This window comes from Mesobacillus sp. ABV4_180 (assembly GCF_056158485.1).
In genome coordinates this window covers 1,143,375-1,166,913 of the sequence record NZ_JBSWTJ010000001.1, presented here as the reverse complement: position 1 = coordinate 1,166,913, position 23,539 = coordinate 1,143,375, and the positions used below count along the sequence as shown (strand labels likewise).

At 45.4% G+C, this 23,539-nt stretch carries 13 protein-coding genes, 22 tRNA genes, 3 rRNA genes and 1 pseudogene; 4 read left to right on the top strand and 35 right to left on the bottom strand.

The annotated features are described in order from the left end of the window. Window positions 1–512: 512 nt before the first annotated feature. The 29 genes from ACXAEA_RS05840 to ACXAEA_RS05700 all read right to left on the bottom strand — a co-directional run bounded on the left by ACXAEA_RS05840 (window position 513) and on the right by ACXAEA_RS05700 (window position 15,977). Window positions 513–2,915, bottom strand: a complete 2,403-nt coding sequence (locus ACXAEA_RS05840) for a glycogen/starch/alpha-glucan phosphorylase (RefSeq protein ID WP_475094974.1) — start codon at window positions 2,913–2,915, stop codon at window positions 513–515. Then, window positions 2,905–4,356, bottom strand: coding sequence for a glycogen synthase GlgA (gene glgA / locus ACXAEA_RS05835; protein WP_475094973.1), 1,452 nt, complete (start codon window positions 4,354–4,356; stop codon window positions 2,905–2,907). Before glgA ends, ACXAEA_RS05840 begins: the two co-directional genes overlap by 11 nt. Beyond that, a complete protein-coding gene (locus ACXAEA_RS05830) occupies window positions 4,353–5,381 on the bottom strand; it encodes a GlgC family sugar phosphate nucleotidyltransferase (RefSeq protein ID WP_475094972.1) in 1,029 nt (342 codons plus the stop codon). The genes glgA and ACXAEA_RS05830 overlap by 4 nt, the downstream gene beginning before the upstream one ends. A gap of 23 nt (window positions 5,382–5,404) precedes the next feature. Then, on the bottom strand, window positions 5,405–6,553 hold the full coding sequence (locus tag ACXAEA_RS05825; protein ID WP_475094971.1) for a glucose-1-phosphate adenylyltransferase: 1,149 nt from the start codon (window positions 6,551–6,553) through the stop codon (window positions 5,405–5,407). Continuing rightward, window positions 6,471–8,429, bottom strand: coding sequence for a 1,4-alpha-glucan branching protein GlgB (glgB, locus tag ACXAEA_RS05820; protein WP_475094970.1), 1,959 nt, complete (start codon window positions 8,427–8,429; stop codon window positions 6,471–6,473). The genes ACXAEA_RS05825 and glgB overlap by 83 nt, the downstream gene beginning before the upstream one ends. Window positions 8,430–8,915: 486 nt before the next feature. Next, window positions 8,916–8,987 (bottom strand) — tRNA-Glu (locus ACXAEA_RS05815). A gap of 3 nt (window positions 8,988–8,990) precedes the next feature. Then, window positions 8,991–9,081: transfer RNA gene (locus ACXAEA_RS05810), tRNA-Ser, on the bottom strand. A gap of 4 nt (window positions 9,082–9,085) precedes the next feature. Next, window positions 9,086–9,160, bottom strand: a tRNA-Asn gene (locus ACXAEA_RS05805). A gap of 13 nt (window positions 9,161–9,173) precedes the next feature. Then, window positions 9,174–9,247, bottom strand: a tRNA-Ile gene (locus tag ACXAEA_RS05800). Between the two features lie 3 nt (window positions 9,248–9,250). Next, window positions 9,251–9,324, bottom strand: a tRNA-Gly gene (locus tag ACXAEA_RS05795). A gap of 6 nt (window positions 9,325–9,330) precedes the next feature. Continuing rightward, window positions 9,331–9,406: transfer RNA gene (locus ACXAEA_RS05790), tRNA-His, on the bottom strand. Between the two features lie 39 nt (window positions 9,407–9,445). Then, window positions 9,446–9,518 (bottom strand) — tRNA-Phe (locus ACXAEA_RS05785). Between the two features lie 5 nt (window positions 9,519–9,523). Next, a tRNA-Asp gene (locus ACXAEA_RS05780) sits at window positions 9,524–9,599 on the bottom strand. 40 nt (window positions 9,600–9,639) lie between these two features. After that, window positions 9,640–9,713, bottom strand: a tRNA-Met gene (locus ACXAEA_RS05775). A gap of 26 nt (window positions 9,714–9,739) precedes the next feature. After that, window positions 9,740–9,832, bottom strand: a tRNA-Ser gene (locus ACXAEA_RS05770). A gap of 19 nt (window positions 9,833–9,851) precedes the next feature. After that, window positions 9,852–9,928: transfer RNA gene (locus ACXAEA_RS05765), tRNA-Ile, on the bottom strand. Window positions 9,929–9,968: 40 nt separating this feature from the next. Beyond that, window positions 9,969–10,045: transfer RNA gene (locus tag ACXAEA_RS05760), tRNA-Met, on the bottom strand. A 22-nt stretch (window positions 10,046–10,067) separates the two neighbouring features. After that, window positions 10,068–10,143 (bottom strand) — tRNA-Ala (locus ACXAEA_RS05755). Between the two features lie 15 nt (window positions 10,144–10,158). Then, a tRNA-Pro gene (locus ACXAEA_RS05750) sits at window positions 10,159–10,235 on the bottom strand. 16 nt (window positions 10,236–10,251) lie between these two features. Beyond that, window positions 10,252–10,328: transfer RNA gene (locus tag ACXAEA_RS05745), tRNA-Arg, on the bottom strand. 24 nt (window positions 10,329–10,352) lie between these two features. Continuing rightward, window positions 10,353–10,441: transfer RNA gene (locus ACXAEA_RS05740), tRNA-Leu, on the bottom strand. Window positions 10,442–10,451: 10 nt separating this feature from the next. Continuing rightward, window positions 10,452–10,526 (bottom strand) — tRNA-Gly (locus ACXAEA_RS05735). Between the two features lie 27 nt (window positions 10,527–10,553). Next, window positions 10,554–10,638 (bottom strand) — tRNA-Leu (locus tag ACXAEA_RS05730). Between the two features lie 65 nt (window positions 10,639–10,703). Next, window positions 10,704–10,779: transfer RNA gene (locus tag ACXAEA_RS05725), tRNA-Lys, on the bottom strand. Window positions 10,780–10,876: 97 nt separating this feature from the next. Next, window positions 10,877–10,952 (bottom strand) — tRNA-Thr (locus ACXAEA_RS05720). 15 nt (window positions 10,953–10,967) lie between these two features. Beyond that, a tRNA-Val gene (locus tag ACXAEA_RS05715) sits at window positions 10,968–11,043 on the bottom strand. A gap of 10 nt (window positions 11,044–11,053) precedes the next feature. Beyond that, window positions 11,054–11,169, bottom strand: a 5S ribosomal RNA gene (rrf, locus tag ACXAEA_RS05710). A 116-nt stretch (window positions 11,170–11,285) separates the two neighbouring features. Then, window positions 11,286–14,221 (bottom strand): 23S ribosomal RNA (locus tag ACXAEA_RS05705). Window positions 14,222–14,427: 206 nt separating this feature from the next. Continuing rightward, window positions 14,428–15,977 (bottom strand): 16S ribosomal RNA (locus ACXAEA_RS05700). Together the 16S, 23S and 5S rRNA genes with 21 tRNA genes alongside form the textbook arrangement of a ribosomal RNA operon. Window positions 15,978–16,384: 407 nt before the next feature. Here ACXAEA_RS05700 and ACXAEA_RS05695 point away from each other — a divergent pair. Beyond that, complete coding sequence (locus tag ACXAEA_RS05695) at window positions 16,385–16,561, top strand: hypothetical protein (protein WP_475094969.1); 177 nt, start codon at window positions 16,385–16,387, stop codon at window positions 16,559–16,561. Window positions 16,562–16,603: 42 nt separating this feature from the next. On the opposite strand, the gene ACXAEA_RS05690 is transcribed toward ACXAEA_RS05695, so the two are convergent. Next, on the bottom strand, window positions 16,604–17,158 hold the full coding sequence (locus ACXAEA_RS05690; RefSeq protein WP_475094968.1) for an N-acetyltransferase family protein: 555 nt from the start codon (window positions 17,156–17,158) through the stop codon (window positions 16,604–16,606). A gap of 10 nt (window positions 17,159–17,168) precedes the next feature. Then, entirely contained in the window at window positions 17,169–18,083 is a 915-nt protein-coding gene (locus ACXAEA_RS05685; protein WP_475094967.1) for a DMT family transporter, read from the bottom strand. 235 nt (window positions 18,084–18,318) lie between these two features. On the opposite strand from ACXAEA_RS05685, the gene ACXAEA_RS05680 reads away from it, so the two are divergent. From ACXAEA_RS05680 to ftsZ, 3 genes are all read left to right on the top strand, one after another. Continuing rightward, on the top strand, window positions 18,319–19,002 hold the full coding sequence (locus ACXAEA_RS05680) for an MgtC/SapB family protein (protein ID WP_475098061.1): 684 nt from the start codon (window positions 18,319–18,321) through the stop codon (window positions 19,000–19,002). A gap of 107 nt (window positions 19,003–19,109) precedes the next feature. Further along, a tRNA-Ala gene (locus ACXAEA_RS05675) sits at window positions 19,110–19,182 on the top strand. 464 nt (window positions 19,183–19,646) lie between these two features. Then, window positions 19,647–20,888 carry a cell division protein FtsZ gene (ftsZ, locus tag ACXAEA_RS05670; RefSeq protein ID WP_475094966.1) on the top strand — a complete coding sequence of 414 codons (1,242 nt, stop codon included), beginning with the start codon at window positions 19,647–19,649 and terminating at the stop codon, window positions 20,886–20,888. 236 nt (window positions 20,889–21,124) lie between these two features. Here ftsZ and ACXAEA_RS05665 read toward each other — a convergent pair whose 3' ends face one another. From ACXAEA_RS05665 to ACXAEA_RS05650, 4 genes and pseudogenes are all read right to left on the bottom strand, one after another. Next, window positions 21,125–22,111 (bottom strand): EAL domain-containing protein, encoded by a 987-nt coding sequence (locus ACXAEA_RS05665; protein WP_475094965.1) that lies wholly within the window; start codon window positions 22,109–22,111, stop codon window positions 21,125–21,127. 121 nt (window positions 22,112–22,232) lie between these two features. Next, a pseudogene (locus ACXAEA_RS05660) lies at window positions 22,233–22,565 on the bottom strand (hypothetical protein); the annotation flags it as partial. A gap of 15 nt (window positions 22,566–22,580) precedes the next feature. Further along, on the bottom strand, window positions 22,581–22,748 hold the full coding sequence (locus ACXAEA_RS05655) for a hypothetical protein (RefSeq protein WP_475094964.1): 168 nt from the start codon (window positions 22,746–22,748) through the stop codon (window positions 22,581–22,583). A 40-nt stretch (window positions 22,749–22,788) separates the two neighbouring features. Beyond that, window positions 22,789–23,523 carry an amino acid ABC transporter ATP-binding protein gene (locus ACXAEA_RS05650; protein WP_475094963.1) on the bottom strand — a complete coding sequence of 245 codons (735 nt, stop codon included), beginning with the start codon at window positions 23,521–23,523 and terminating at the stop codon, window positions 22,789–22,791. Window positions 23,524–23,539 lie beyond the last annotated feature (16 nt).

Here is a 23,539-nt window from a genome sequence, read left to right as displayed (position 1 = left end):
TTTTGATTTTCAACCTTGTTTCGGGCTTATAGAATCATTCTATGTTCCCTTTTTCTGACTCTCAACCCTGTTTTGGGCTTATAGAATGTTCTATGTTACCTCTTTTGATTTTCAACCCTGTTTTGGGCTAATAGAATCATTCTATGTACCCTTTTCTGATACTCAACCTTGTTTCGGGCTTATAGAATCATTCTATGTTCCCTTTTCTGATACTCAAGCCTGTTTCCGGCTCATAGATGTGTTCTATGTTCCCTTTTTTTGATTCTCTACCCTGTTTCGGGCTTATAGAAGTGTTCTATGTTACCCTTTTCTGACTCCCAAACCTATTTCGGGCTTATAGAAGGCTTCTATGTTCCCTTTATCTGATTCTCGACCCAGTTCGGGCTTAAAGAATCATTTTCTGTTCCTTTTCAAGGGTCTTCTCAACCTTTTTGGTACATAGACCGACACCATGTTCATTTGACCTTTCTATATAGCTAAAAGGCCAAATCACCATTGATTTGGCCTGCCCCCTATACTTTTAACGCGGACTTAACCTTCCAGATCTGATCTGCATATTCCATAATGGTCCTGTCGCTAGAAAAATAGCCGGACTTCGCGATATTGACAAGGCTCTTCCCAAGCCAGGCATTGCGGTCCAGATACTTGCGGCTGATCTCCTGATGGGCTTCGGCATAGGAAGCAAAGTCTTTCAGGACAAAATACTGGTCGTTATGGCCGAGAAGTGAATCATAGATTTCGTTAAAATGGTTCTCTGTATCCGGGAAGAAGCCGTTCACCAGCTGATCGGCCACTTCACGGATCCGCTCGTCATGGTGATAATATTCAAGCGAATGGTAACCACCATTATTCTGGTAGTCCAGCACTTCTTCTGCCGTCAAACCGAACAGGAAGATATTCTCCCTTCCGACCAGATCGTTGATTTCCACATTGGCGCCATCAAGTGTGCCAAGCGTTAAAGCCCCATTCATCATAAACTTCATATTCCCTGTGCCGGACGCTTCCTTGCTGGCCGTTGAGATTTGTTCACTGATATCCGCGGCCGGGAAGATTTCCTCCGCCAATGATACGCGGTAGTTTTCAAGGAAAACCACTTTTAATTTATCCTTCGTTGCCGGATCGTTATTTACTTTCTCAGCAACACTATTGATCAGTTTAATAACCTTTTTTGCAAAATAATAGCCAGGAGAAGCCTTCGCTCCAAAAATAAAAGTCCTCGGATAAAGCAGTGCCTCGGAATCCTCTTTCAGAGCGTTGTAAAGATGCATGATGTGAAGAACATTCAGCAGCTGGCGCTTATAGGCATGAAGCCTCTTCACCTGGACATCAAAAATCGATTCCGCATCGACCTTAATCCCTGTTTTATTAAAAATCCTTACTGCAAGCCGTTCCTTGTTGGCCTGCTTGATGTTATGCATTCTATCCAGAAAGGCGGCATCTTCCTTAAAGCGCATCAATTCTTCCAGCTTTTGCGGCGAAGAAACCCAGTCTGGGCCAATACTGTCCGTAATCAATCCGGACAACCCAGGATTCGCCTTTAGCAGCCAGCGCCGATGGGTGATTCCATTCGTCTTATTATTGAAACGCTCGGGATCATACTGATAAAATAAGTTCATTTCACGATTTTTTAAAATATCTGTATGGAGCTGTGCCACACCATTGATACTGTGGCTGCCGACAATTGCCAGAGGAGCCATTCTGACCTCACCGTGAGCGATGATTGCCATGCTTTCAACCCGGCTCCAGTCACCAGGATACTTCTCCCACACTTGCTTGCAGAATCGCTCGTTGATTTCTTCCACAATCATGAAAATGCGCGGAAGCAGCGGCTGGAAAATCCGGATTGGCCATCGTTCAAGAGCCTCTGCCAGGGTTGTATGATTCGTATAGGAAAGTGTCTGGACAGTAATATGCCAGGCGTCCTCCCATCCCAGTCCTTCCTCATCCATCAAAATCCGCATCAGCTCTGGGACGGCAATCGCTGGATGAGTATCATTGATATGGATGCTCACATAGTCCTGGAACTCTAGCAAACTCTTATTCTTCTTTTTAAATGACTTCACAATTGCTTTCAAGCTTGACGCGACAAGGAAATATTGCTGCTTAAGCCGCAGGATCTTCCCTTCATCATGAGTATCATCAGGATACAGGAACTCTGAAACCGACTCGGTATCCTTCTTATACTTAAAAATATCTGCATTTGCCGGGAACCTTGACGGCTCAGCATTCCACAGCCTCAATGTATTGACGGTCTGCGTCTCGAAGCCAATGACTGGCAAGTCGTAAGGAACCGCCATTATTGTTTCGGCATTCAAATGCCTGAACACAAGCCGGCCGTTCTCCATCCTGCTTTCAATTTCACCCCAGAAAGGTATCTCCTCTGCGTCATCCGCCTTCCGCACTTCCCACACATGGCCGTGCCGCAGCCATTGCTCAGGTAGTTCGACCTGGTAGCCATCAACGATCTTCTGCTCGAATAAACCATGTTTATAGCGAATCCCGCAGCCATGGCCGGGCAAATCAAGAGAAGCGAGGGAATCCAGGAAGCAGGCAGCAAGACGGCCAAGCCCGCCATTGCCAAGCCCGGCATCCGCCTCGATCTCTTCCAGCTGGTCAAGATCGATTCCCAGCTCACTTAGCCCTTCACAGACCACTTTTTCAACACCTAAATTGATAAGATTATGCCTTAAGAGACGGCCGAGCAGAAATTCGATCGACAGATAGTAAACCTGTTTCTTCGCTCCAGCCCGGTAAAGCTCATTCGTTTTGATCCAATCTGAACTCACATGCTCCCTGATCATATGCCCGAGAGTCTGGAATTGCTCCCGGCTTGTGCTTTCTTCGAAGCTGGTTCCAAACATCATCTCGAGTTTTTTCAAGAAAGCCGTTTTGAATTGGGGAACACTAGAAAACATGTGATTCACTCCTTGAGATGAGATCGGAATACAATTCATTGTATTGTTTTGCAGACTGTGCCCAGCTATAGTCAGTTTCCATTACTTTTAAGGCCAGCCCTTCCCATTTTTCTCGCTGACCGTAAAATGACAGCGCGCGTTCAATCGTAAAGAGCATGTCATGGGCATTGAAGTTGGCAAAGGTAAACCCATTGCCCTCTCCATTGAACTCATTGTAAGGATGTACGGTATCGTTCAGTCCTCCCGTTTCCCGGACAACCGGCACCGAACCATAGCGCATGGCGATCATCTGGCTCAGCCCGCACGGTTCAAACATGGAAGGCATCAGGAACAGGTCAGAGCCTGCATAAAGCTGATGGGCCAGATTCTCGTCAAAACCAATATACACACCGCACTGCTGTGGATATTGAGCCGACATCTCCCTGAAGAATTGCTCAAACTCCTGGTCGCCTGTACCAAGGACAACAAGCTGCATTCCAGTCGCCATGATTTCGTGGAAAACTCCTCTGACCAGATCAAGACCTTTTTGCTTCGTCAGCCTCGTGATCATCGCAGCAACAGGCGTTTCCTTGCTTTCCGGCAAATCGAATAATCTTTGGATCTGAAGTTTGTTATCCACCCTTCTTTCAAACGATCCAACGCCAAAATTAGCAGCCAGCCCTGGAAATGTCTCCGGATTATACAATTCATGGTCAATGCCGTTAAGGATTCCCGAAAGGTCCTCGCTTCTTTTTCTCAAAATGCCATCCAGCTTTTCACCATAAAATTCTGTCTTAATTTCTTCTTTGTAAGTCGGGCTTACAGTTGTGATATGATCGGATGAAATCAAAGCTGCTTTCATAAAATTGGCGTTTCCGTAAAACTCAAGCCGATCTTCATTGAAATACCTGCTGTCAATATGGAGCAGCTCACCGAGTACTTCTCGCGGAAATATTCCTTGGAACTGCAGATTATGAATCGTGAACACGGACCGGATCAATCCATAGCCAGGCTTCTTGTAATACTCTGTCCTGAGCATGAAAGGAATCATCCCGGTATGCCAATCGTGGCAATGGATTACGTCCGGGTAGAATTCTGTCTCGGCAATAAAGTCAAGGACAGCTCTGTTAAAATAGGCGAACCGTTCACCATCATCATAATGGCCATAAAGACTTTCACGTTTGAAGTAATACTCATTGTCAACAAAATAAAAAGTCACACCATCGTACTCAAGAGCTTCAATGCCGCAATATTGAGAGCGCCAGCCTAATTGCACCGTAAACTCTTTCACTTTCCGCATTTCAACGCGGAATTTTTTATGAATCATCCCGTACTTTGGTAAAATAACGCGGACATCCACTCCAAGCTTTTTCAGTTCCTTCGGAAGAGATCCCGCAACGTCGGCCAATCCTCCTGATTTTATGAACGGGACACATTCCGAGACAGCAAACAAAACCTTCACGAGCTGCTCCTCACTCCCTGGATCGAACCCTTGCGGATGACAGCAGGTGAGTTTGCTGGCGCTGCGATGACCGTTCCTGCTTCTACTCTTGCATCTTTATCGACAATCACTGATTCCAATATACAATTCTCCTTAATCTGCGTTTTTTGCATGATGATACAATTGCGGATGACGGTACCCTTCCCTATTTTCACACCCCGGGCGATGATGCTGTTCTCGACAGTGCCCTCAATCAACCCGCCGTTCGCCACCATCGCATTGCGGACTGAGGCATCTCTATCATATCGGGTAGGAGGTTCATCCTTTACCTTTGTTAAAATCGGCCGATCCATAGGGAAAAGTTGCTTCCATACGTCAGGCTTCAGCAAATCCATGCTTGCACTGTAATATTTCGCGATGGTATCTACCATTACTGCATATCCAGTAAAATCGTAATAGCAAAGCTTGAACTGGCTGTCGATATCGGTCACCACATCCCTCATGTTCGAGTAGCCTGTTTCATTGCGCGTCAGGATCAGATCCATCAGCAATGTCTTTTTAACGAGGTAGATTCCGAGTGAAGCACCGTCTTTCTGTACTTCGGTAATATCACAGCCCGTTTTGATGTGCCAGTCAAGAAGCGGCTGGAAATCCATATTAAAAACGGTATAGGAATTCGCAATCAGAGCATATTCCTGTGAAGCCCGTTCAAAAAAGTCGATGTTGTCGGCAAAATGGTCAAGTGTACCAATCCCTGGATAATGTTTATCATGATTAGCGGTCGGGAAGAAGAATAATCCATCCCTTTTCCTGTTCAAGTCCCAGTTCTTGCCCGAGCCTAAATGGTCCATCAGAGACCTGTATTGGTACTTAGGAAAAATCGCCACACTCTCAATTCCTGAGTTCACCATATTGGACAGGATGAAATCGATCAGCCTGTAGCGGCCGCCAAAGGGAATCGCAGCCACCGACCGGTGTAGGGCCAGTTCCTGGAGATCTTCGTGAACCGTTGTCGCGTCTATTACTCCCAATAATCTTCTGTTCATTTACCTTTCCTCCCGAAGTCGGTTCAATTGGACTGCAATTCCCCGATTGTTTCTTCTGATACTAGTGTTATGTTATTATTGCCGTCGCAAGGGCGGATAATGGTCCCATCAGGTACGTACACACCTGGAGAAACGATCGCTTTCTCAATATGGCAATTATGTCCGATTACAGCATCTGGCATAATGACCGTTTCCTTTACGACTGCGCCTTTTTTTACAGTGACTCCCTGGAAGACCACCGTCCTGGACACTTCTCCCTCGATCTTGCAGCCTTCGTTGACCAGGGATTCCGATACTTCTCCCTGTGGACAAATATATTGCGGCGGCTGATTCGGATTCACAGAATAAATGCGCCATGATTGATCGAAAAGGTTCAGTTCACATTCCTTATCCAGGAGGTCCATATTGGCCTCCCACAGGCTTTGCACTGTTCCGACATCCTTCCAATAGCCTTTGAACGGATACGCAAAAAGCTTTTTATCTTCCTTGATTAAAAGCGGGATGATGTCCTTGCCAAAATCATGGCTGGACTGAGGATTCTGTTCATCCCTTATCAGATATTCCCTTAAAACGCTCCATTTAAAAATATAAATGCCCATGGAAGCAAGATTATTTTTAGCATCTTTAGGTTTTTCTTCAAATTCAGTTATTCTCAACGCTGAATCCGTATTCATGATGCCAAAGCGGTTCGTTTCCTCCCATGGGACCTCAATGACCGAAATCGTCACATCTGCTTCTTTTTCGATATGGTAATTTAGCATCAACTCATAATTCATCTTATAAATATGGTCGCCTGACAGGATGAGCACGTATTCAGGATCATATTGATAGAGATAATTCAGGTTCTGATAGATGGCACTTGCTGTTCCAGAATACCATTTCACCTCAGAGCTCTCTGCATAAGGTGGGAGCACGGTGACACCGCCATCCTTCCTATCCAGGTCCCAGGCGCTGCCAATGCCAATATACGAGTTCAGAACGAGTGGCTGATACTGTGTAAGCACTCCAACCGTATGAATGCCAGAATTCGTACAATTGCTTAATGGAAAATCAATGATCCGGTATTTGCCCCCAAAAGGGACTGCAGGTTTAGCGAGATTCTTCGTCAATGAGTGCAGCCGGCTTCCTTTTCCTCCTGCCAACAGCATTGCTACGCATTTCTTCTTTTGCATGATTGTTTCTCCCCTTTCTTTTTATAACAGGACGTAAAACTGAGATTCCGAATGGAGAAATACTCATCTCTATAGAATATGGCCTTCCATGAAAGGCTATATCTTTAGCTTTCAACACTTTTTTATTAATCACACCAGAGCCGCCAAATGCCTCGGCGTCACTGTTCAGAATTTCCCGATACTCTCCAAGCTTCGGGACACCAATTCGATAATCGCTGTATACCTTCTCGGTAAAATTGCACACAATAACCAGGAGGTCTTCCGGATTCTTTCCTTTACGGATGAAGGAAAAAATCGACTGGTCGCGATTATCCGCATCGATCCATTCAAACCCTTCATAGCTGTGGTCAACTTCATACAGCGGTTTTGAACGTTTATACAGTTTGATTAATTCCTTATTATATTGATTGATCTTCTCATGCATCTCATAGCCTAACAGATGCCAATCAAGCTGTTCTTTATCCTTCCATTCAGCGAACTGCCCGAATTCGGTACCCATGAACGTCAGCTTCTTACCCGGATGTGCGGTCATGAATCCAAGCAGGAGCCGCAGCTGCGCAAACTTTTGCCAGTAATCGCCGGGCATCTTATCAAGCAGCGATTTCTTTCCATGGACAACCTCATCATGAGAGAAAGGCAGGACAAAATTCTCGGAAAAGGCATACAGAAGCGAAAAGGTAACCTTATCATGTATATGCTTCCTGTTCTCTGAACCTGCCTCCATATACTTCAATGTGTCATTCATCCATCCCATATTCCACTTGTATGTAAAACCGAGCCCACCATACTCTACAGGGGCTGTCACCTGCGGCCAGTCAGTGGAATCCTCGGCAACCATCAAAGCACCTGGCTCATAATCCCGCACAGCTTTATTAAGCTTTTTCAAAAATTCCACACCATGAGGATTCGCAGTCTGGACCGAATTTGGCCAATAAATGATATTCGCTACCGCATCGACCCTGAATCCGTCAATATGGTACTTTTCCAGCCAGAACATCGCACTTGAAATGAGGAAGCTTTGAACCTCCTTTTTTCCCAAGTCGAAGTTGGCTGTTCCCCAAACCAGGTTCTCCCGGTCATTTTCATATTGGTATTCAAAAACATAGCTGCCATCAAATTGATACAGGCCGTGAGCATCCTTGCAAAAATGCCCTGGAATCCAGTCAAGGATTACCCCGATCCCGTGCTGGTGACACATATCCACAAAATACATAAAATCATGAGGTGCCCCATACCTGCTGGTCACCGAAAAATAACCAGTTGATTGATACCCCCATGACATATCGAGCGGATGCTCAGTCAGGGGCAATAATTCAATATGTGTATATCCATGTGAAAGAATATAAGGAATCAACTCATCAGCGAGTTCACGATATGTAAGAAAAGATCCATCCTCATGTTTTTTCCATGACCCCACATGGAGTTCGTAAATGCACATAGGCTCGCCCAGACTGCTTTTTCTTTCCCTCTTTTGCAGCCATTTTTGGTCATTCCATTGATAGCCGTCAAGAGAACAAACAACTGAAGCCGTGTTAGGCCTGACCTCGGAATAAAAAGCATATGGATCAGCTTTGAGCTTACGCTCGCCAGATGCAGTTATGATTTCATACTTATATACTTCTCCAGTCAGGTCACGGTCGACCACCAGCTGCCAGACACCCTCCTGATTGACCTTATAAAATTCAAATCCTTTACCATCCCAGCCGTTTAAGTTTCCCGCGAGCCTCACTTCTGAAGCTTTTGGTGCCCACACACAAAATCGAGTATATGTTTCGGTTTCATTTTTAATGACATGTGCCCCGAATAAATTGAAGCTCTGGAACAAAGTGCCTTCATGAAAGAGATGTAATTCAAACTCTGTTGGATTGGTTACCAAGTTAAGTCCACCTGCCTTTGTAAAACTAAAAAACTCCCTATTTCAGTAGTATTCTAGTTGCATGTGTGAATTCCTTGTAAACATTTTTTTAATGTTTCGACAATAATTAATGTTAAATTTCATTATTCGACATTCCCCCGCAAATGGCAGCGCTTTAATGGGTTAAATTTTCCAATTACGCGAATTATGTAGAACGAAAGTTAAAATAGAATAATGTTTTTTAAAGAAGGATTGTAGTGTTTATTAGGTAGAAAGTCTGAAAGGCTGAAAAAATTATTATTATAATGATAACGTTTTCATTTAATGAAAGATGAAATATAAGAGCATGTGAATTGATAGGATAATGCGGAAAAGATGTTGAAATTGTATAGTTGTGATCAAATGCAGTTTGAGGTAAAAGAAGGAAGCACAAGCTGATTGTAAAATTTGCAAGTTAAAAATGAACACAAAAAAGCTGTCAGCAAAATTGCTGACAGCTTTTTTGTATGACCCCTACGGGATTCGAACCCGTGTTACCGCCGTGAAAGGGCGGTGTCTTAACCGCTTGACCAAGGGGCCTTATGGCGGAGAAGGAGGGATTTGAACCCTCGCGCCGGTTACCCGACCTACACCCTTAGCAGGGGCGCCTCTTCAGCCTCTTGAGTACTTCCCCATAATGGCTCCGCAGGTAGGATTCGAACCTACGACCGCTCGGTTAACAGCCGAGTGCTCTACCACTGAGCTACTGCGGAATAATAAAAAAAATGGGCCTAAATGGACTCGAACCATCGACCTCACGCTTATCAGGCGTGCGCTCTAACCAGCTGAGCTATAGGCCCTTATGGAGCGGGTGAAGAGAATCGAACTCTCATCATCAGCTTGGAAGGCTGAGGTTTTACCACTAAACTACACCCGCAAAAAATGGGGCGACTGATGGGAATCGAACCCACGAATGCCTGAACCACAATCAGGTGCGTTAACCACTTCGCCACAATCGCCATATTTTAAAATGCATATTAAGTTTAAATAAATAAAGGTGGCTCAGGACGGAATCGAACCGCCGACACAAGGATTTTCAGTCCTTTGCTCTACCGACTGAGCTACTGAGCCACAAATGGCGGTCCCGACCGGGATCGAACCGGCGATCTCCTGCGTGACAGGCAGGCATGTTAACCGCTACACCACGGGACCAAAGTATTTTCAAGTAGTATACTTGAAAATAACTCATTGATTGCGGGGGCAGGATTTGAACCTGCGACCTTCGGGTTATGAGCCCGACGAGCTACCGGGCTGCTCCACCCCGCGACGGTAATAAAATGTTTAATGAATTATGGAGGAGGTAGAGGGATTCGAACCCCCGCGCGGTGTTACCCGCCTGTCGGTTTTCAAGACCGATCCCTTCAGCCAGACTTGGGTATACCTCCGTAAAAAACGACAATATAATGGTGGACCTTGTAGGACTCGAACCTACGACCGGACGGTTATGAGCCGTCTGCTCTAACCAGCTGAGCTAAAGGTCCATGTTAGCCTAGATTGAATAGGTTCAACCAGATTTAGAATTGGTAGCGGCGGAGGGGATCGAACCCCCGACCTTACGGGTATGAACCGTACGCTCTAGCCAGCTGAGCTACACCGCCAAATCATTATTAAAGTTATAAATGGTGGAGCCTAGCGGGATCGAACCGCTGACCTCCTGCGTGCAAGGCAGGCGCTCTCCCAGCTGAGCTAAGGCCCCAAATTATTAATAGCATGGTCGGGAAGACAGGATTCGAACCTGCGACCCCTTGGTCCCAAACCAAGTGCTCTACCAAGCTGAGCTACTCCCCGATATAGAGAAAAATAATGGCGCGCCCGAAAGGAGTCGAACCCATAACCTTCTGATCCGTAGTCAGACGCTCTATCCAATTGAGCTACGGGCGCATATTTTTGATTGATTAGCTAACTTGGTGCCGAGGACCGGAATCGAACCGGTACGGTAGTCACCTACCGCAGGATTTTAAGTCCTGTGCGTCTGCCAGTTCCGCCACCCCGGCTTAAGAACTTTGGAGCGGAAGACGGGATTCGAACCCGCGACCCCAACCTTGGCAAGGTTGTATTCTACCACTGAACTACTTCCGCGTATGTTTATTGACTTGTTTGAAAAAATGGTGCGGGTGAAGGGAGTCGAACCCCCACGCCTTGCGGCGCCAGATCCTAAGTCTGGTGCGTCTGCCAATTCCGCCACACCCGCATATTATAGTTAATCCGCTGAAGCAGGATTAAAGGATGATTATTTTCGCTTGCGCGAAAAAATCATGGTGAGCCATGAAGGACTCGAACCTTCGACCCTCTGATTAAAAGTCAGATGCTCTACCGACTGAGCTAATGGCTCGTACAAAGATTAGCTTCGAGAAAATGTTTCTCTGCTCAAAATCCCTCCGGGATTTCTCGCATGCTTACGCTGCTGCTGATCAGAGAAGCAAGAAGCATGGTGCCGGCGAGAGGACTTGAACCCCCAACCTACTGATTACAAGTCAGTTGCTCTACCAATTGAGCTACACCGGCATTTGTGAAAAAATATGGTGGAGGATGACGGGATCGAACCGCCGACCCTCTGCTTGTAAGGCAGATGCTCTCCCAGCTGAGCTAATCCTCCATTTGATACTGCCCGGCGACGTCCTACTCTCACAGGGGGAATCCCCCAACTACCATCGGCGCTGAGAAGCTTAACTTCCGTGTTCGGTATGGGAACGGGTGTGACCTTCTCGCCATCGTCACCAGACAATTTTCAAAGACAATATCTATTATACTGCTTTTTATGCTTTTTGCAAGAGAAATTTTCATTCCCTCAAAACTAGATAATGTGTAAGAAGAATTCAAGAAGAACGAATGATCTATTTGGTTAAGTCCTCGAACGATTAGTATCAGTCAGCTCCACACGTCACCGCGCTTCCACCTCTGACCTATCAACCTGATCATTCTTTCAGGGTTCTTACTAGCTTGCGCTATGGGAAATCTCATCTTGAGGGGGGCTTCATGCTTAGATGCTTTCAGCACTTATCCCGTCCGCACATAGCTACCCAGCGATGCCTTTGGCAAGACAACTGGTACACCAGCGGTGCGTCCATCCCGGTCCTCTCGTACTAAGGACAGCTCCTCTCAAATTTCCTGCGCCCACGACGGATAGGGACCGAACTGTCTCACGACGTTCTGAACCCAGCTCGCGTACCGCTTTAATGGGCGAACAGCCCAACCCTTGGGACCGACTACAGCCCCAGGATGCGATGAGCCGACATCGAGGTGCCAAACCTCCCCGTCGATGTGGACTCTTGGGGGAGATAAGCCTGTTATCCCCGGGGTAGCTTTTATCCGTTGAGCGATGGCCCTTCCATGCGGAACCACCGGATCACTAAGCCCGACTTTCGTCCCTGCTCGACTTGTAGGTCTCGCAGTCAAGCTCCCTTGTGCCTTTACACTCTGCGAATGATTTCCAACCATTCTGAGGGAACCTTTGGGCGCCTCCGTTACTCTTTAGGAGGCGACCGCCCCAGTCAAACTGCCCACCTGACACTGTCTCCCGCCCCGATCAGGGGCGCGGGTTAGAATTTCAATACAGCCAGGGTAGTATCCCACCGACGCCTCCACCGAAGCTGGCGCTCCGGTTTCTCAGGCTCCTACCTATCCTGTACAAGCTGTACCAAAATTCAATATCAGGCTACAGTAAAGCTCCACGGGGTCTTTCCGTCCTGTCGCGGGTAACCTGCATCTTCACAGGTACTATAATTTCACCGAGTCTCTCGTTGAGACAGTGCCCAGATCGTTACGCCTTTCGTGCGGGTCGGAACTTACCCGACAAGGAATTTCGCTACCTTAGGACCGTTATAGTTACGGCCGCCGTTTACTGGGGCTTCGATTCAGAGCTTCGCGTGAGCTAACCCCTCCTCTTAACCTTCCAGCACCGGGCAGGCGTCAGCCCCTATACTTCGCCTTGCGGCTTCGCAGAGACCTGTGTTTTTGCTAAACAGTCGCCTGGGCCTATTCACTGCGGCTCATCCGGGCTATTCACCCAAATGAGCACCCCTTCTCCCGAAGTTACGGGGTCATTTTGCCGAGTTCCTTAACGAGAGTTCTCTCGCTCACCTTAGGATTCTCTCCTCGCCTACCTGTGTCGGTTTGCGGTACGGGCACCATTTATCTCGCTAGAGGCTTTTCTTGGCAGTGTGGAATCAGGAACTTCGGTACTAAATTTCCCTCGCTGTCACAGCTCAGCCTTCACGCAAGCGGGATTTGCCTCACTTGCAGCCTAACTGCTTAGACGCGCATATCCAACAGCGCGCTTACCCTATCCTCCTGCGTCCCCCCGTCGCTCAAACGATAAAGAGGTGGTACAGGAATATCAACCTGTTGTCCATCGCCTACGCCTTTCGGCCTCGGCTTAGGTCCCGACTAACCCTGAGAGGACGAGCCTTCCTCAGGAAACCTTAGGCATTCGGTGGATGGGATTCTCACCCATCTTTCGCTACTCATACCGGCATTCTCACTTCTAAGCGCTCCACCAGTCCTTACGGTCTAGCTTCAACGCCCTTAGAACGCTCTCCTACCACTGACATCTAAGATGTCAATCCACAGCTTCGGTGATACGTTTAGCCCCGGTACATTTTCGGCGCAGAGTCACTCGACCAGTGAGCTATTACGCACTCTTTAAATGGTGGCTGCTTCTAAGCCAACATCCTGGTTGTCTAAGCAACTCCACATCCTTTTCCACTTAACGTATACTTTGGGACCTTAGCTGGTGGTCTGGGCTGTTTCCCTTTTGACTACGGATCTTATCACTCGCAGTCTGACTCCCACGGATAAGTCTTTGGCATTCGGAGTTTGTCTGAATTCGGTAACCCGATGAGGGCCCCTAGTCCAAACAGTGCTCTACCTCCAAGACTCTTACAACGTGAGGCTAGCCCTAAAGCTATTTCGGAGAGAACCAGCTATCTCCAAGTTCGATTGGAATTTCTCCGCTACCCACACCTCATCCCCGCACTTTTCAACGTGCGTGGGTTCGGGCCTCCAGTTGGTGTTACCCAACCTTCACCCTGGACATGGGTAGATCACCTGGTTTCGGGTCTACGACCACATACTCATTCGCCCTATTCAGACTCGCTTTCGCTGCGGCTCCGTCTCTTCAACTTAACCTTGCATGTAATCGTAACTCGCCGGTTCATTCTACAAAAGGCACGCCATCACCCATGAACGGGCTCTGACTACTTGTAGGCACACGGTTTCAGGATCTCTTTCACTCCCCTTCCGGGGTGCTTTTCACCTTTCCCTCACGGTACTGGTTCACTATCGGTCACTAGGGAGTATTTAGCCTTGGGAGATGGTCCTCCCAGCTTCCGACGGGATTTCTCGTGTCCCGCCGTACTCAGGATCCACTCAGGAGGGAACGAAGTTTCAACTACAGGGTTTTTACCTTCTCTGACGGGCCTTTCCAGACCACTTCATCTACCCCGTTCCTTTGTAACTCCATGTAGAGTGTCCTACAACCCCAAGAGGCAAGCCTCTTGGTTTGGGCTATGTCCCGTTTCGCTCGCCGCTACTCAGGGAATCGCGTTTGCTTTCTCTTCCTCCGGGTACTTAGATGTTTCAGTTCCCCGGGTCTGCCTTCAATACCCTATGTATTCAGGTAAAGATACTGTTCCATTACGAACAGTGGGTTTCCCCATTCGGAAATCTCCGGATCAAAGCTTACTTACAGCTCCCCGAAGCATATCGGTGTTAGTCCCGTCCTTCATCGGCTCCTAGTGCCAAGGCATCCACCGTGCGCCCTTTCTAACTTAACCTAAAAGGTCATTTCTCTAATTGAATAGAGAGAAAACTAAAATGGCGATCACTCGGTTTTTTCTTGGTTCTTCTTACTTACGATTATCTAGTTTTCAAGGAACAAAAAAGTCTTGAGGCACTTGCTCCCTCAAAACTAAACAAACAAGCTGGTCAACAGTACGAACCATAGGTTCGCATTCCGATTGCCCTTAGGCAATATCCTTAGAAAGGAGGTGATCCAGCCGCACCTTCCGATACGGCTACCTTGTTACGACTTCACCCCAATCATCTGTCCCACCTTAGGCGGCTGGCTCCAAAAGGTTACCCCACCGACTTCGGGTGTTACAAACTCTCGTGGTGTGACGGGCGGTGTGTACAAGGCCCGGGAACGTATTCACCGCGGCATGCTGATCCGCGATTACTAGCGATTCCGGCTTCATGCAGGCGAGTTGCAGCCTGCAATCCGAACTGAGAATGGTTTTATGGGATTGGCTCGACCTCGCGGCTTCGCGACCCTTTGTTCCATCCATTGTAGCACGTGTGTAGCCCAGGTCATAAGGGGCATGATGATTTGACGTCATCCCCACCTTCCTCCGGTTTGTCACCGGCAGTCACCTTAGAGTGCCCAACTGAATGCTGGCAACTAAGATCAAGGGTTGCGCTCGTTGCGGGACTTAACCCAACATCTCACGACACGAGCTGACGACAACCATGCACCACCTGTCACTCTGTCCCCCGAAGGGGAACGCCCTATCTCTAGGGTTGTCAGAGGATGTCAAGACCTGGTAAGGTTCTTCGCGTTGCTTCGAATTAAACCACATGCTCCACCGCTTGTGCGGGCCCCCGTCAATTCCTTTGAGTTTCAGCCTTGCGGCCGTACTCCCCAGGCGGAGTGCTTAATGCGTTTGCTGCAGCACTAAAGGGCGGAAACCCTCTAACACTTAGCACTCATCGTTTACGGCGTGGACTACCAGGGTATCTAATCCTGTTCGCTCCCCACGCTTTCGCGCCTCAGCGTCAGTTACAGACCAGAGAGCCGCCTTCGCCACTGGTGTTCCTCCACATCTCTACGCATTTCACCGCTACACGTGGAATTCCGCTCTCCTCTTCTGCACTCAAGTCCCCCAGTTTCCAATGACCCTCCACGGTTGAGCCGTGGGCTTTCACATCAGACTTAAAGGACCGCCTGCGCGCGCTTTACGCCCAATAATTCCGGACAACGCTTGCCACCTACGTATTACCGCGGCTGCTGGCACGTAGTTAGCCGTGGCTTTCTGGTCAGGTACCGTCAAGGTACCGGCAGTTACTCCGATACTTGTTCTTCCCTGACAACAGAGCTTTACGACCCGAAGGCCTTCATCGCTCACGCGGCGTTGCTCCGTCAGACTTTCGTCCATTGCGGAAGATTCCCTACTGCTGCCTCCCGTAGGAGTCTGGGCCGTGTCTCAGTCCCAGTGTGGCCGATCACCCTCTCAGGTCGGCTACGCATCGTTGCCTTGGTGAGCCGTTACCTCACCAACTAGCTAATGCGCCGCGGGCCCATCTGTAAGTGACAGCCGAAACCGTCTTTCAGCTTTCCCTCATGTGAGGGAAAGGATTATCCGGTATTAGCTCCGGTTTCCCGAAGTTATCCCAGTCTTACAGGCAGGTTGCCCACGTGTTACTCACCCGTCCGCCGCTGATCTTCAAAAGCAAGCTAATGAAGATCCGCTCGACTTGCATGTATTAGGCACGCCGCCAGCGTTCGTCCTGAGCCAGGATCAAACTCTCCAAGAAAGAGTTATGAGTTAGCTCATAAAATAAAACGTTGGCTCTTGTCTTCTATAATAGAAGCAAGAATATTATTGTTTGTTGACGCTTGTTTGTTTAGTTTTCAAGGAACAATTTGTTCAGTTCGTCGCTCAGAGGCGACTTTATTAATTTAACACGTTGAGTTTTTATTGTCAACAACTTTTTCGTTTTTCTTTTTCAACAAAATCGATGTCGTTTTTCTTTTTCAACGTTGTTTTTCTGAAGCGAGATTAAATATACCACGCCTAAAAAATGTTTGCAATATAATTTTTAAAGTTTTTTTCCGAAGAATTGTTTTCTGCTATACTACTCTACTTTTCTTCTTATAGAATAAATCTTTCTGCCAACTCATAACATGTATTGGACAAACTACATTACCGGGGTGATCACTTTTGCTTCAATCAATTGCACTATATCTATCACTAATCATGGCCGTATTCTTATTTAGCATCGCTTATATTGAAGCGATAAAAATCGCCAACACTGAAGGCAAAGTACACGGTGGAACATTAATCTTCTCAACAATCTGCGGATTTTTATTTTCAAGATTCACATACCTATTCATTTAAAAATCCCCTTGGAAGGGGATTTTTTCAAAAGATCTTTTATTATCATCTTTTTTCCTTGTTTAATTTTTCGAGAAGCATTTGCTGAAGAGATATTAAATTCTTCCATTCGTATGCTATTTCCTCATAGTCCTGTCCAGCTATCTTTACGACCTCTTCGCCAGCTTTATCAGGGTTGAGACTTTCATAAAATTTACGGCTATTGTTTTCTGCCAGTACCCACACAAGCATGGAAGTATATTGTTGCTCCAATAATTCTTTAAGTCCTGCATGTACTAGCTTCAAACCTATTTTTCTTCCTTGATACTTTTGGAGAATATATATTGCGTAAAGTTCACCATCAACGTTAAAGTTTCCAGTTCTTTCTTTTCCAAAGGAAGCGAATCCTACTACTTCTCCTTCTGGACTGACAGCAACAAAAACTGGAGAGGTATTTGCTGCTTCTGACAAGCTTTTTTCCCATAAAGGCTTACGATTTTCAACCTTTAAAGAATCTAAGTAATCTTCGCTAATGATTCCTTCATAAGTTTCTTTCCAGCTTTTTATGTGAACCTCAGCAATAGCAGCTGCATCCTCTTTCATCGCCCGACGGATTTCCACCATAACCCACCTACCCTGAAATCGAATTAATTTCTGCTTTATTTTTCAGCTTCATTTTTCTTTCGTCTACTAAGAATAAAGTTATTCCTGCAATAACAACTAATCCGCCTGCGACTTGTGTCCAAATAACATTTTCGCCAAGGAGGTAGTATGCAAGGAGGGTTGCCCCGACAGGTTCGAATAAAATCGCCATCGAAATGACAGAAGCGCTGATCCATTTAATCGACCAGTTAAATAATGTATGGCCGAGCAATGTAGGAATCAGTGCAAGGAGGATGAAATATACCCAATCACTGGATGCATACGGATAGAAAGAATCCCCAACTGCCAGTACGTAAAAAAACAATGTGATTGAACTAATGCTGTAAACAATGAATGTATAAGTGATTAATGACATTCTCTTCCTTACTGTTTGGCCAAATAATAGATATACGGTTACTAATGCACAGGCTGCAATGGCCAGGAAATCTCCAAATAACGCACTGCCGCTGATTTTAAAATCACCCCAGCTGATGATGACACTTCCGGCAATAGCAATCATCCCGCTTAGAATGGCTTTAAAAGAAACCCGTTCCTTAAAGAAGAAGTACGCTCCTACAAATGCAAATAGTGGCTGAAGGGTAACCAGCACAGTTGAGCTTGCCACAGAGGTGTAGTTAAGGGATTCGAACCATAGGATAAAATGAAAAGCAAGAAAAACACCGGCGATCCCGCTGAATACCCAATCCCGTTTCGTAATAAGACGAAGTTCCGAGACATATTTTATAAGAAACACCGGCAGCATAAGCAATACTGAAAAAAACAAACGATAAAATGCAATAACTCCCGACGGAGCAGAAGATACTTTAACTAAAATTGCAGATGTTGATACAGCTACTACACCAATTGCAACGGCGAGATAAGGGTTTACTCTAGGTGACTCCATTTCTATTCTCCTTCTCTTTTAATCAGGCTTTTAAATCAAAGTCGGAACATCTCCTATCCGGAAAAGTTCGAGCTAAGAGCCAAAATAATAAATTATGAATTAAATGTATTTTACAATGAAACGATATTTTTATCTTGAATTTATTTAAAATATTCTTTGGTCTAAGTTTATCTGATCTTTTTTAGGGAAAGTAAATACATCTTATCAGGGGCAGGAGATCTATATGTTGTATTCAATGGATATGCAAATTTTAGTTAAACTTGGCATCTCTGCTTTCTTAGGTCTTGTAATCGGACTGGAAAGAGAAATCAAAAGAAAACCGGTTGGCTTAAAAACAAGTTTAGTTATATCAATCGTGAGCTGTCTTTTAACGATTGTCTCAAGTGAATCCGCCTACATGTTTCCTGGAGACAAGGATGTTAATATCACGATGGACCCTCTTCGTTTGGCAGCACAAATCGTTTCAGGGATTGGCTTCCTTGGTGCTGGTGTCATTTTGCGGAGAGGGAATGACACCATTTCCGGCCTTACTACCGCTGCGATGATTTGGGGAGCAGCCGGAATCGGAATCACAGTGGGAGCAGGCTTTTACTTAGAGGCTATTGCGGGGGTTACCTTGCTTATCGTCAGTGTCGAGTTCATCCCGTTCCTAATGACATTCATCGGGCCAAGGCAATTAAGGGAAAAAGAAATACGTCTGCAATTCAATGTAAACGGCAGGCAAAGCATCGCAGAAATTATCACCCAGATTAAAGCGGAAAAGATCTCATTAAAGAATGTACGCATTAAAGACCTCGCAGAAGGAAATCAACTTGTTCAGTTAATTGTGACAGTGGACTTCAAACGAAAGACGACCGATGTATATGAAACCGTTTCAGAGATCGAAGGTATCAACAGGGTAGAAATCGAAGGATTATAGGAAAAGCCGCTTCACGGCGGCTTTTTTTAGTTTATTTATAAAATTTTGTCTTGCATGTCCTTCAAGATGGTTATATAATCTTTCTTGTACCTTATCTATTTAGATACGGGGGATTAGCTCAGCTGGGAGAGCGCAACGCTGGCAGCGTTGAGGTCAGGGGTTCGAGCCCCCTATTCTCCACTAATTAAAAAGCTGTAAAACCAAATTGGTTTTACAGCTTTTTTCGTTATTAATTCTCTTTTTAATAAATGACTAAAATTTCTTACACCCTTAACTTGACTGGTACCACTTCTTTATTATTCTGTACAAACAATTCTACTTTAGCAATTTTAATTAATAAGACAGCTCCCTCAAATAAAATTCCCTCACTACTAAAGTTACACATTATGAAAAGTTTCTCATTTTCTATTTTCATTTATAAGCAAATTACTGAGGATGATCTTAAAATATCCATTTTGTATATGCTGTATTACGCCTTTTGCTCCTGGCTCACCATTTGTCTCATTTATTACTTTGAAGTTACAAATTATTAACAACCTGCAGGAAAAGACTCTCTAAAACGAATTTTATTATATGTCCAATGCTAGAGAAGAACGGGAAAGATTCAATATGGATAATTAGAAAAGTGATTGGGAGGAATATGGATGTTAGAATTGGATCCACAAATAGATAAATTTGCAACGATAAAAGTGATTGGGGTAGGTGGCGGTGGAAATAATGCCGTTAACCGGATGATTGATGATGGGGTACAAGGTGTAGAATTTATTGCTGTAAATACAGATGCACAAGCTCTTAATATGTCAAAAGCGGAAATCAAGATGCAAATCGGTAATACGCTGACAAGAGGATTGGGTGCAGGTGCAAATCCCGAAATTGGCAGGAAGGCAGCCGAGGAAAGCAGACAACAACTTCAGGAAGTTTTAAAAGGCGCTGATATGGTTTTCGTGACAGCTGGAATGGGCGGAGGAACTGGCACTGGAGCTGCACCTGCTATTGCTCAAATCGCGCGTGAGGTTGGTGCTCTAACTATTGGCGTGGTTACGCGTCCATTCAAATTCGAAGGCAGTAAGCGTGCTAAAAATGCGGCAGCCGGAATCGAAGAGATGAAGAAAGCTGTTAACACCTTAATCATTATTCCAAACGAACGATTATTGGAAATTGTCGACAAAAGAACGCCAATGCTTGAAGCATTCCGGGAAGCGGACAATGTCCTCAGGCAGGGTGTTCAGGGCATTTCGGATCTAATTGCTGTACCAGGTTTGATTAACCTTGATTTTGCTGACGTAAAAACAATCATGTCCTTTCAAGGAACAGCTTTAATGGGTATCGGTGTTGCCTCAGGGGATGGCCGCGCAGTCGAAGCAGCAAAGAAAGCCATTTCCAGTCCGTTGCTTGAGACCTCCATTGATGGTGCCCAAGGTGTATTGATGAATATAACTGGCGGGAGTAATTTAAGCTTGTATGAAGTACAAGAAGCAGCAGATATTGTAGCCGCTGCAACCGGTCAGGAATTAAATATGATATTTGGTTCTGTCATTAACGAAGATCTTAATAACAATATCATGATTACGGTGATTGCTACTGGATTTAATCATGAAGATGAACTATCACCAAAAACTTCCCATCGCCCTTCAACAGAAGAAATGGGACAGTTCCAAACTCCACAACAAGTTCGCGCAACACAGCGAGGGTATGCAACTAACAAAGAACCTTATCATTACGAAACCCCTGGAAATTACAAGGAACCTCTAGAATATGAGGAATATGGTATATATGAAGAACAAGGAAGATATAAAGAACCCTTACAGTACGACCGACAACCGAAAAAACCAGAAGACTCTCTCGAAATTCCAGCCTTCCTTCGAAAAAGGAGTAGAAGGAAATGAACAAGGTATCTAGATGATTTACAGCTTCTATTGCTCGTTACATATTAGTTCCTCTCCCGGGGACTGATTAGTTGAAGTTCGGGGTTCGTGCACCATTACTCCATCAAGTAAAACCCTTGCACCGCAAGGGTTTTTTGTTTTTCAAGCTAATCTTTTTTAAGTACGAGGAAGACTGTGTTACATAATCACTATGCAGGCGAATGTTCTCCAAAAAACCAAGAATTTGCAAGGCCAGATTATCGGGATGATTGAATAGGAGCAGGTCTGCCAAACAAATACCCCTGGAAAAGCTGATATCCCTTTTCCTTAAGCCATCCGAAATCCTCGTGCGTTTCAATTCCTTCAGCCAGTGGAACAGCCCCAAGCTTCATAGCTTGGTCCAAAAAGGCCAATGCTGTCTTCTGTTTTTGCTCATCCCGGGATACACCCTGCACATATTTCATATCCAATTTCATATAATGCGGCTGCAGGTCGGTCAGCAATTCCAACGTGCTATAGCCTTCGCCTACATCATCAAGTGCATAACGAAAGCCTTTTTCCTTATAGAATGCCAGGATCCTTTTTAAATGGTCCGTGTCTTCTACTTGATCCGTTTCAACGACTTCAAATACAAGTCGATCCGGGTCCACTCCTAGGTGATTCGCCAACTGAATGGTCGACTTCAAACAATGTTCCGGAGAATAAATCGAAGTTGGAATAAAATTAATAAAGACTTTCTGGTCTATGAGTGCCGCATGTTTTACTGCCGCCATCCTGCAAACCCGGTCCAGCGCATATAAACGTTCGCGTTTTCTCGCTGCCCCAAAGATTTCACCTGGAAAAATCAATGACCCATCTTCTCTGTAAAACCTCGCCAGCATTTCGTAAGCATACACTTCTTCATCAGCAGTCAGTATCGGCTGCGCGTGACAGGTAACCAGCTCTTTTCTAATCACATCATCGATCCACTGACTATCCAGCACATCTTTTGCTTCCGAAACTGGTCTCCAGCTTTGCTCTCCCAGCCGAAAATGCACATGATCCCAATCCATGTGGTCAGAGCAAAAATCGAGAAAATCTCTCATCCCTGCTTCTTTCACAACAAACGAATTTTCTTCTGCCTTTACCCATTGACCATTCCGCTCCAAATGGTGAACCACATCCAAAAATATTCGATGGTTCACCTCTCCTTCCACTTTCACCTCATATTCCAGAACCCCGACAGTACACGCCTTGCAACTCATATTATGCCTCCCTATCAAACTAGCTACTTATTACTATATCACCGTGTTAAATATAGGTAAAATGAATCAACCATTAAAAAGAAGCCATAGGATATCCTGTGGCTTTTCATAATACAAGTGATTATTTATCGTTAATTTGCTGATATTCATCTTTTATTTCTTTCAAAGTTTGATCGAATTGTTCGCCCCAGTAGTCATTTACTGTATGAAACACTGCATTCCCTTTTTCATCAAGAAGACCATATCCTCTATAAGGTGCATCTCCATTCTTCATTTCGAACAGCTCTGTCATTTTAAGATCAGGGTCGGAGATGAATGGGACACTTTTACCGAATTCATCTTTAAAGGCATTATATAATTCTTTTTGCTGATCAGGGGTATCTCCGCTGATAATATACATATTTACATCTAAATCTTTTAAATCCTCTAGGTTGTTATACAACTGGACCAGTTGCTGCTGGCAATGTGTTCAGGTGTAGGTAGTCATGAAAAAGAACAGGGTTGGCTTGGCCTGGGGAAAGGTGATTTCTTCCTTGTCCTGATTTAGCAATACCATTTTTCCGTCTATGCTTTTTTCGCCGCAAGCTGATAATAAAAATACTATAGCTACTAACGCAAGAATTATTTTTGGTTTCATCGTATCTCCCGAATCATATTCTTGAAATTTTTTATATCAATTATTGAATCATTCTCAAAAATTGTTTTGTCCGTTCTTCTTTTGGAGTCTTAAAGATGCTATCAGGCTTTCCGCGTTCTATTATGACCCCGCCGTCCATGAAGATTACTTCATCTGCTGCTTCCTGGGCGAATCGCATTTCATGGGTAACGACGACCATGGTCATGCCCTCATTGGCCAGATCCTTCATAACCTTCAAAACTTCTCCAACTAATTCAGGATCGAGGGCAGAGGTTGGTTCGTCGAACAGCATGACCTCAGGTTCCATGGCGAGTGCCCTGGCGATTCCCACCCTTTGCTGCTGGCCGCCTGATAACTGAAATGGGTAAAATTCCATTTTGTCTGAGAGGCCAACTTTTTCAAGGAAGTGCTCTGCTTTGTTCCTCGCAATATTCTTTGCCTCTTTTTTGACTGTGATCGGGCCTTCCATTACATTCTCAAGCGCAGTCATGTGCGGGAAAAGATTATAACCCTGGAATACCATCCCGGTCAGTCGGCGGAAAGAAGAAATGGCTTTCTGTGGAACCTTAGCTGAGAAATCCATTTTCTGCCCACCAATAGTGATGATGCCTTCAGTGGGCGTTTCAAGTATATTCAGGCAGCGCAGAAAAGTAGTTTTACCAGATCCGGATGGTCCGATAATAACAACAACTTTTCCTTTATCGATTTCTAGATCGATTCCTTTTAAAACTTCCAGTTGATCAAATGATTTTTTCAACCCTTTTATTGAGATCATGAAATACCTCCTTTCC

What these genes read in the sequence shown, in the direction of transcription:
- ACXAEA_RS05840 (WP_475094974.1), bottom strand. Translation starts at nt 2,915, where the DNA reads ATGTTTTCTAGTGTTCCCCAATTCAAAACGGCTTTCTTGAAAAAACTC.
- ACXAEA_RS05830 (WP_475094972.1), bottom strand. Translation starts at nt 5,381, where the DNA reads ATGAACAGAAGATTATTGGGAGTAATAGACGCGACAACGGTTCACGAA.
- ACXAEA_RS05825 (WP_475094971.1), bottom strand. Translation starts at nt 6,553, where the DNA reads ATGCAAAAGAAGAAATGCGTAGCAATGCTGTTGGCAGGAGGAAAAGGA.
- ACXAEA_RS05685 (WP_475094967.1), bottom strand. Translation starts at nt 18,083, where the DNA reads ATGGAGTCACCTAGAGTAAACCCTTATCTCGCCGTTGCAATTGGTGTA.
- ACXAEA_RS05680 (WP_475098061.1), top strand. Translation starts at nt 18,319, where the DNA reads ATGGATATGCAAATTTTAGTTAAACTTGGCATCTCTGCTTTCTTAGGT.
- ftsZ (WP_475094966.1), top strand. Translation starts at nt 19,647, where the DNA reads ATGTTAGAATTGGATCCACAAATAGATAAATTTGCAACGATAAAAGTG.
- ACXAEA_RS05665 (WP_475094965.1), bottom strand. Translation starts at nt 22,111, where the DNA reads ATGAGTTGCAAGGCGTGTACTGTCGGGGTTCTGGAATATGAGGTGAAA.
- ACXAEA_RS05655 (WP_475094964.1), bottom strand. Translation starts at nt 22,748, where the DNA reads ATGAAACCAAAAATAATTCTTGCGTTAGTAGCTATAGTATTTTTATTA.
- ACXAEA_RS05650 (WP_475094963.1), bottom strand. Translation starts at nt 23,523, where the DNA reads ATGATCTCAATAAAAGGGTTGAAAAAATCATTTGATCAACTGGAAGTT.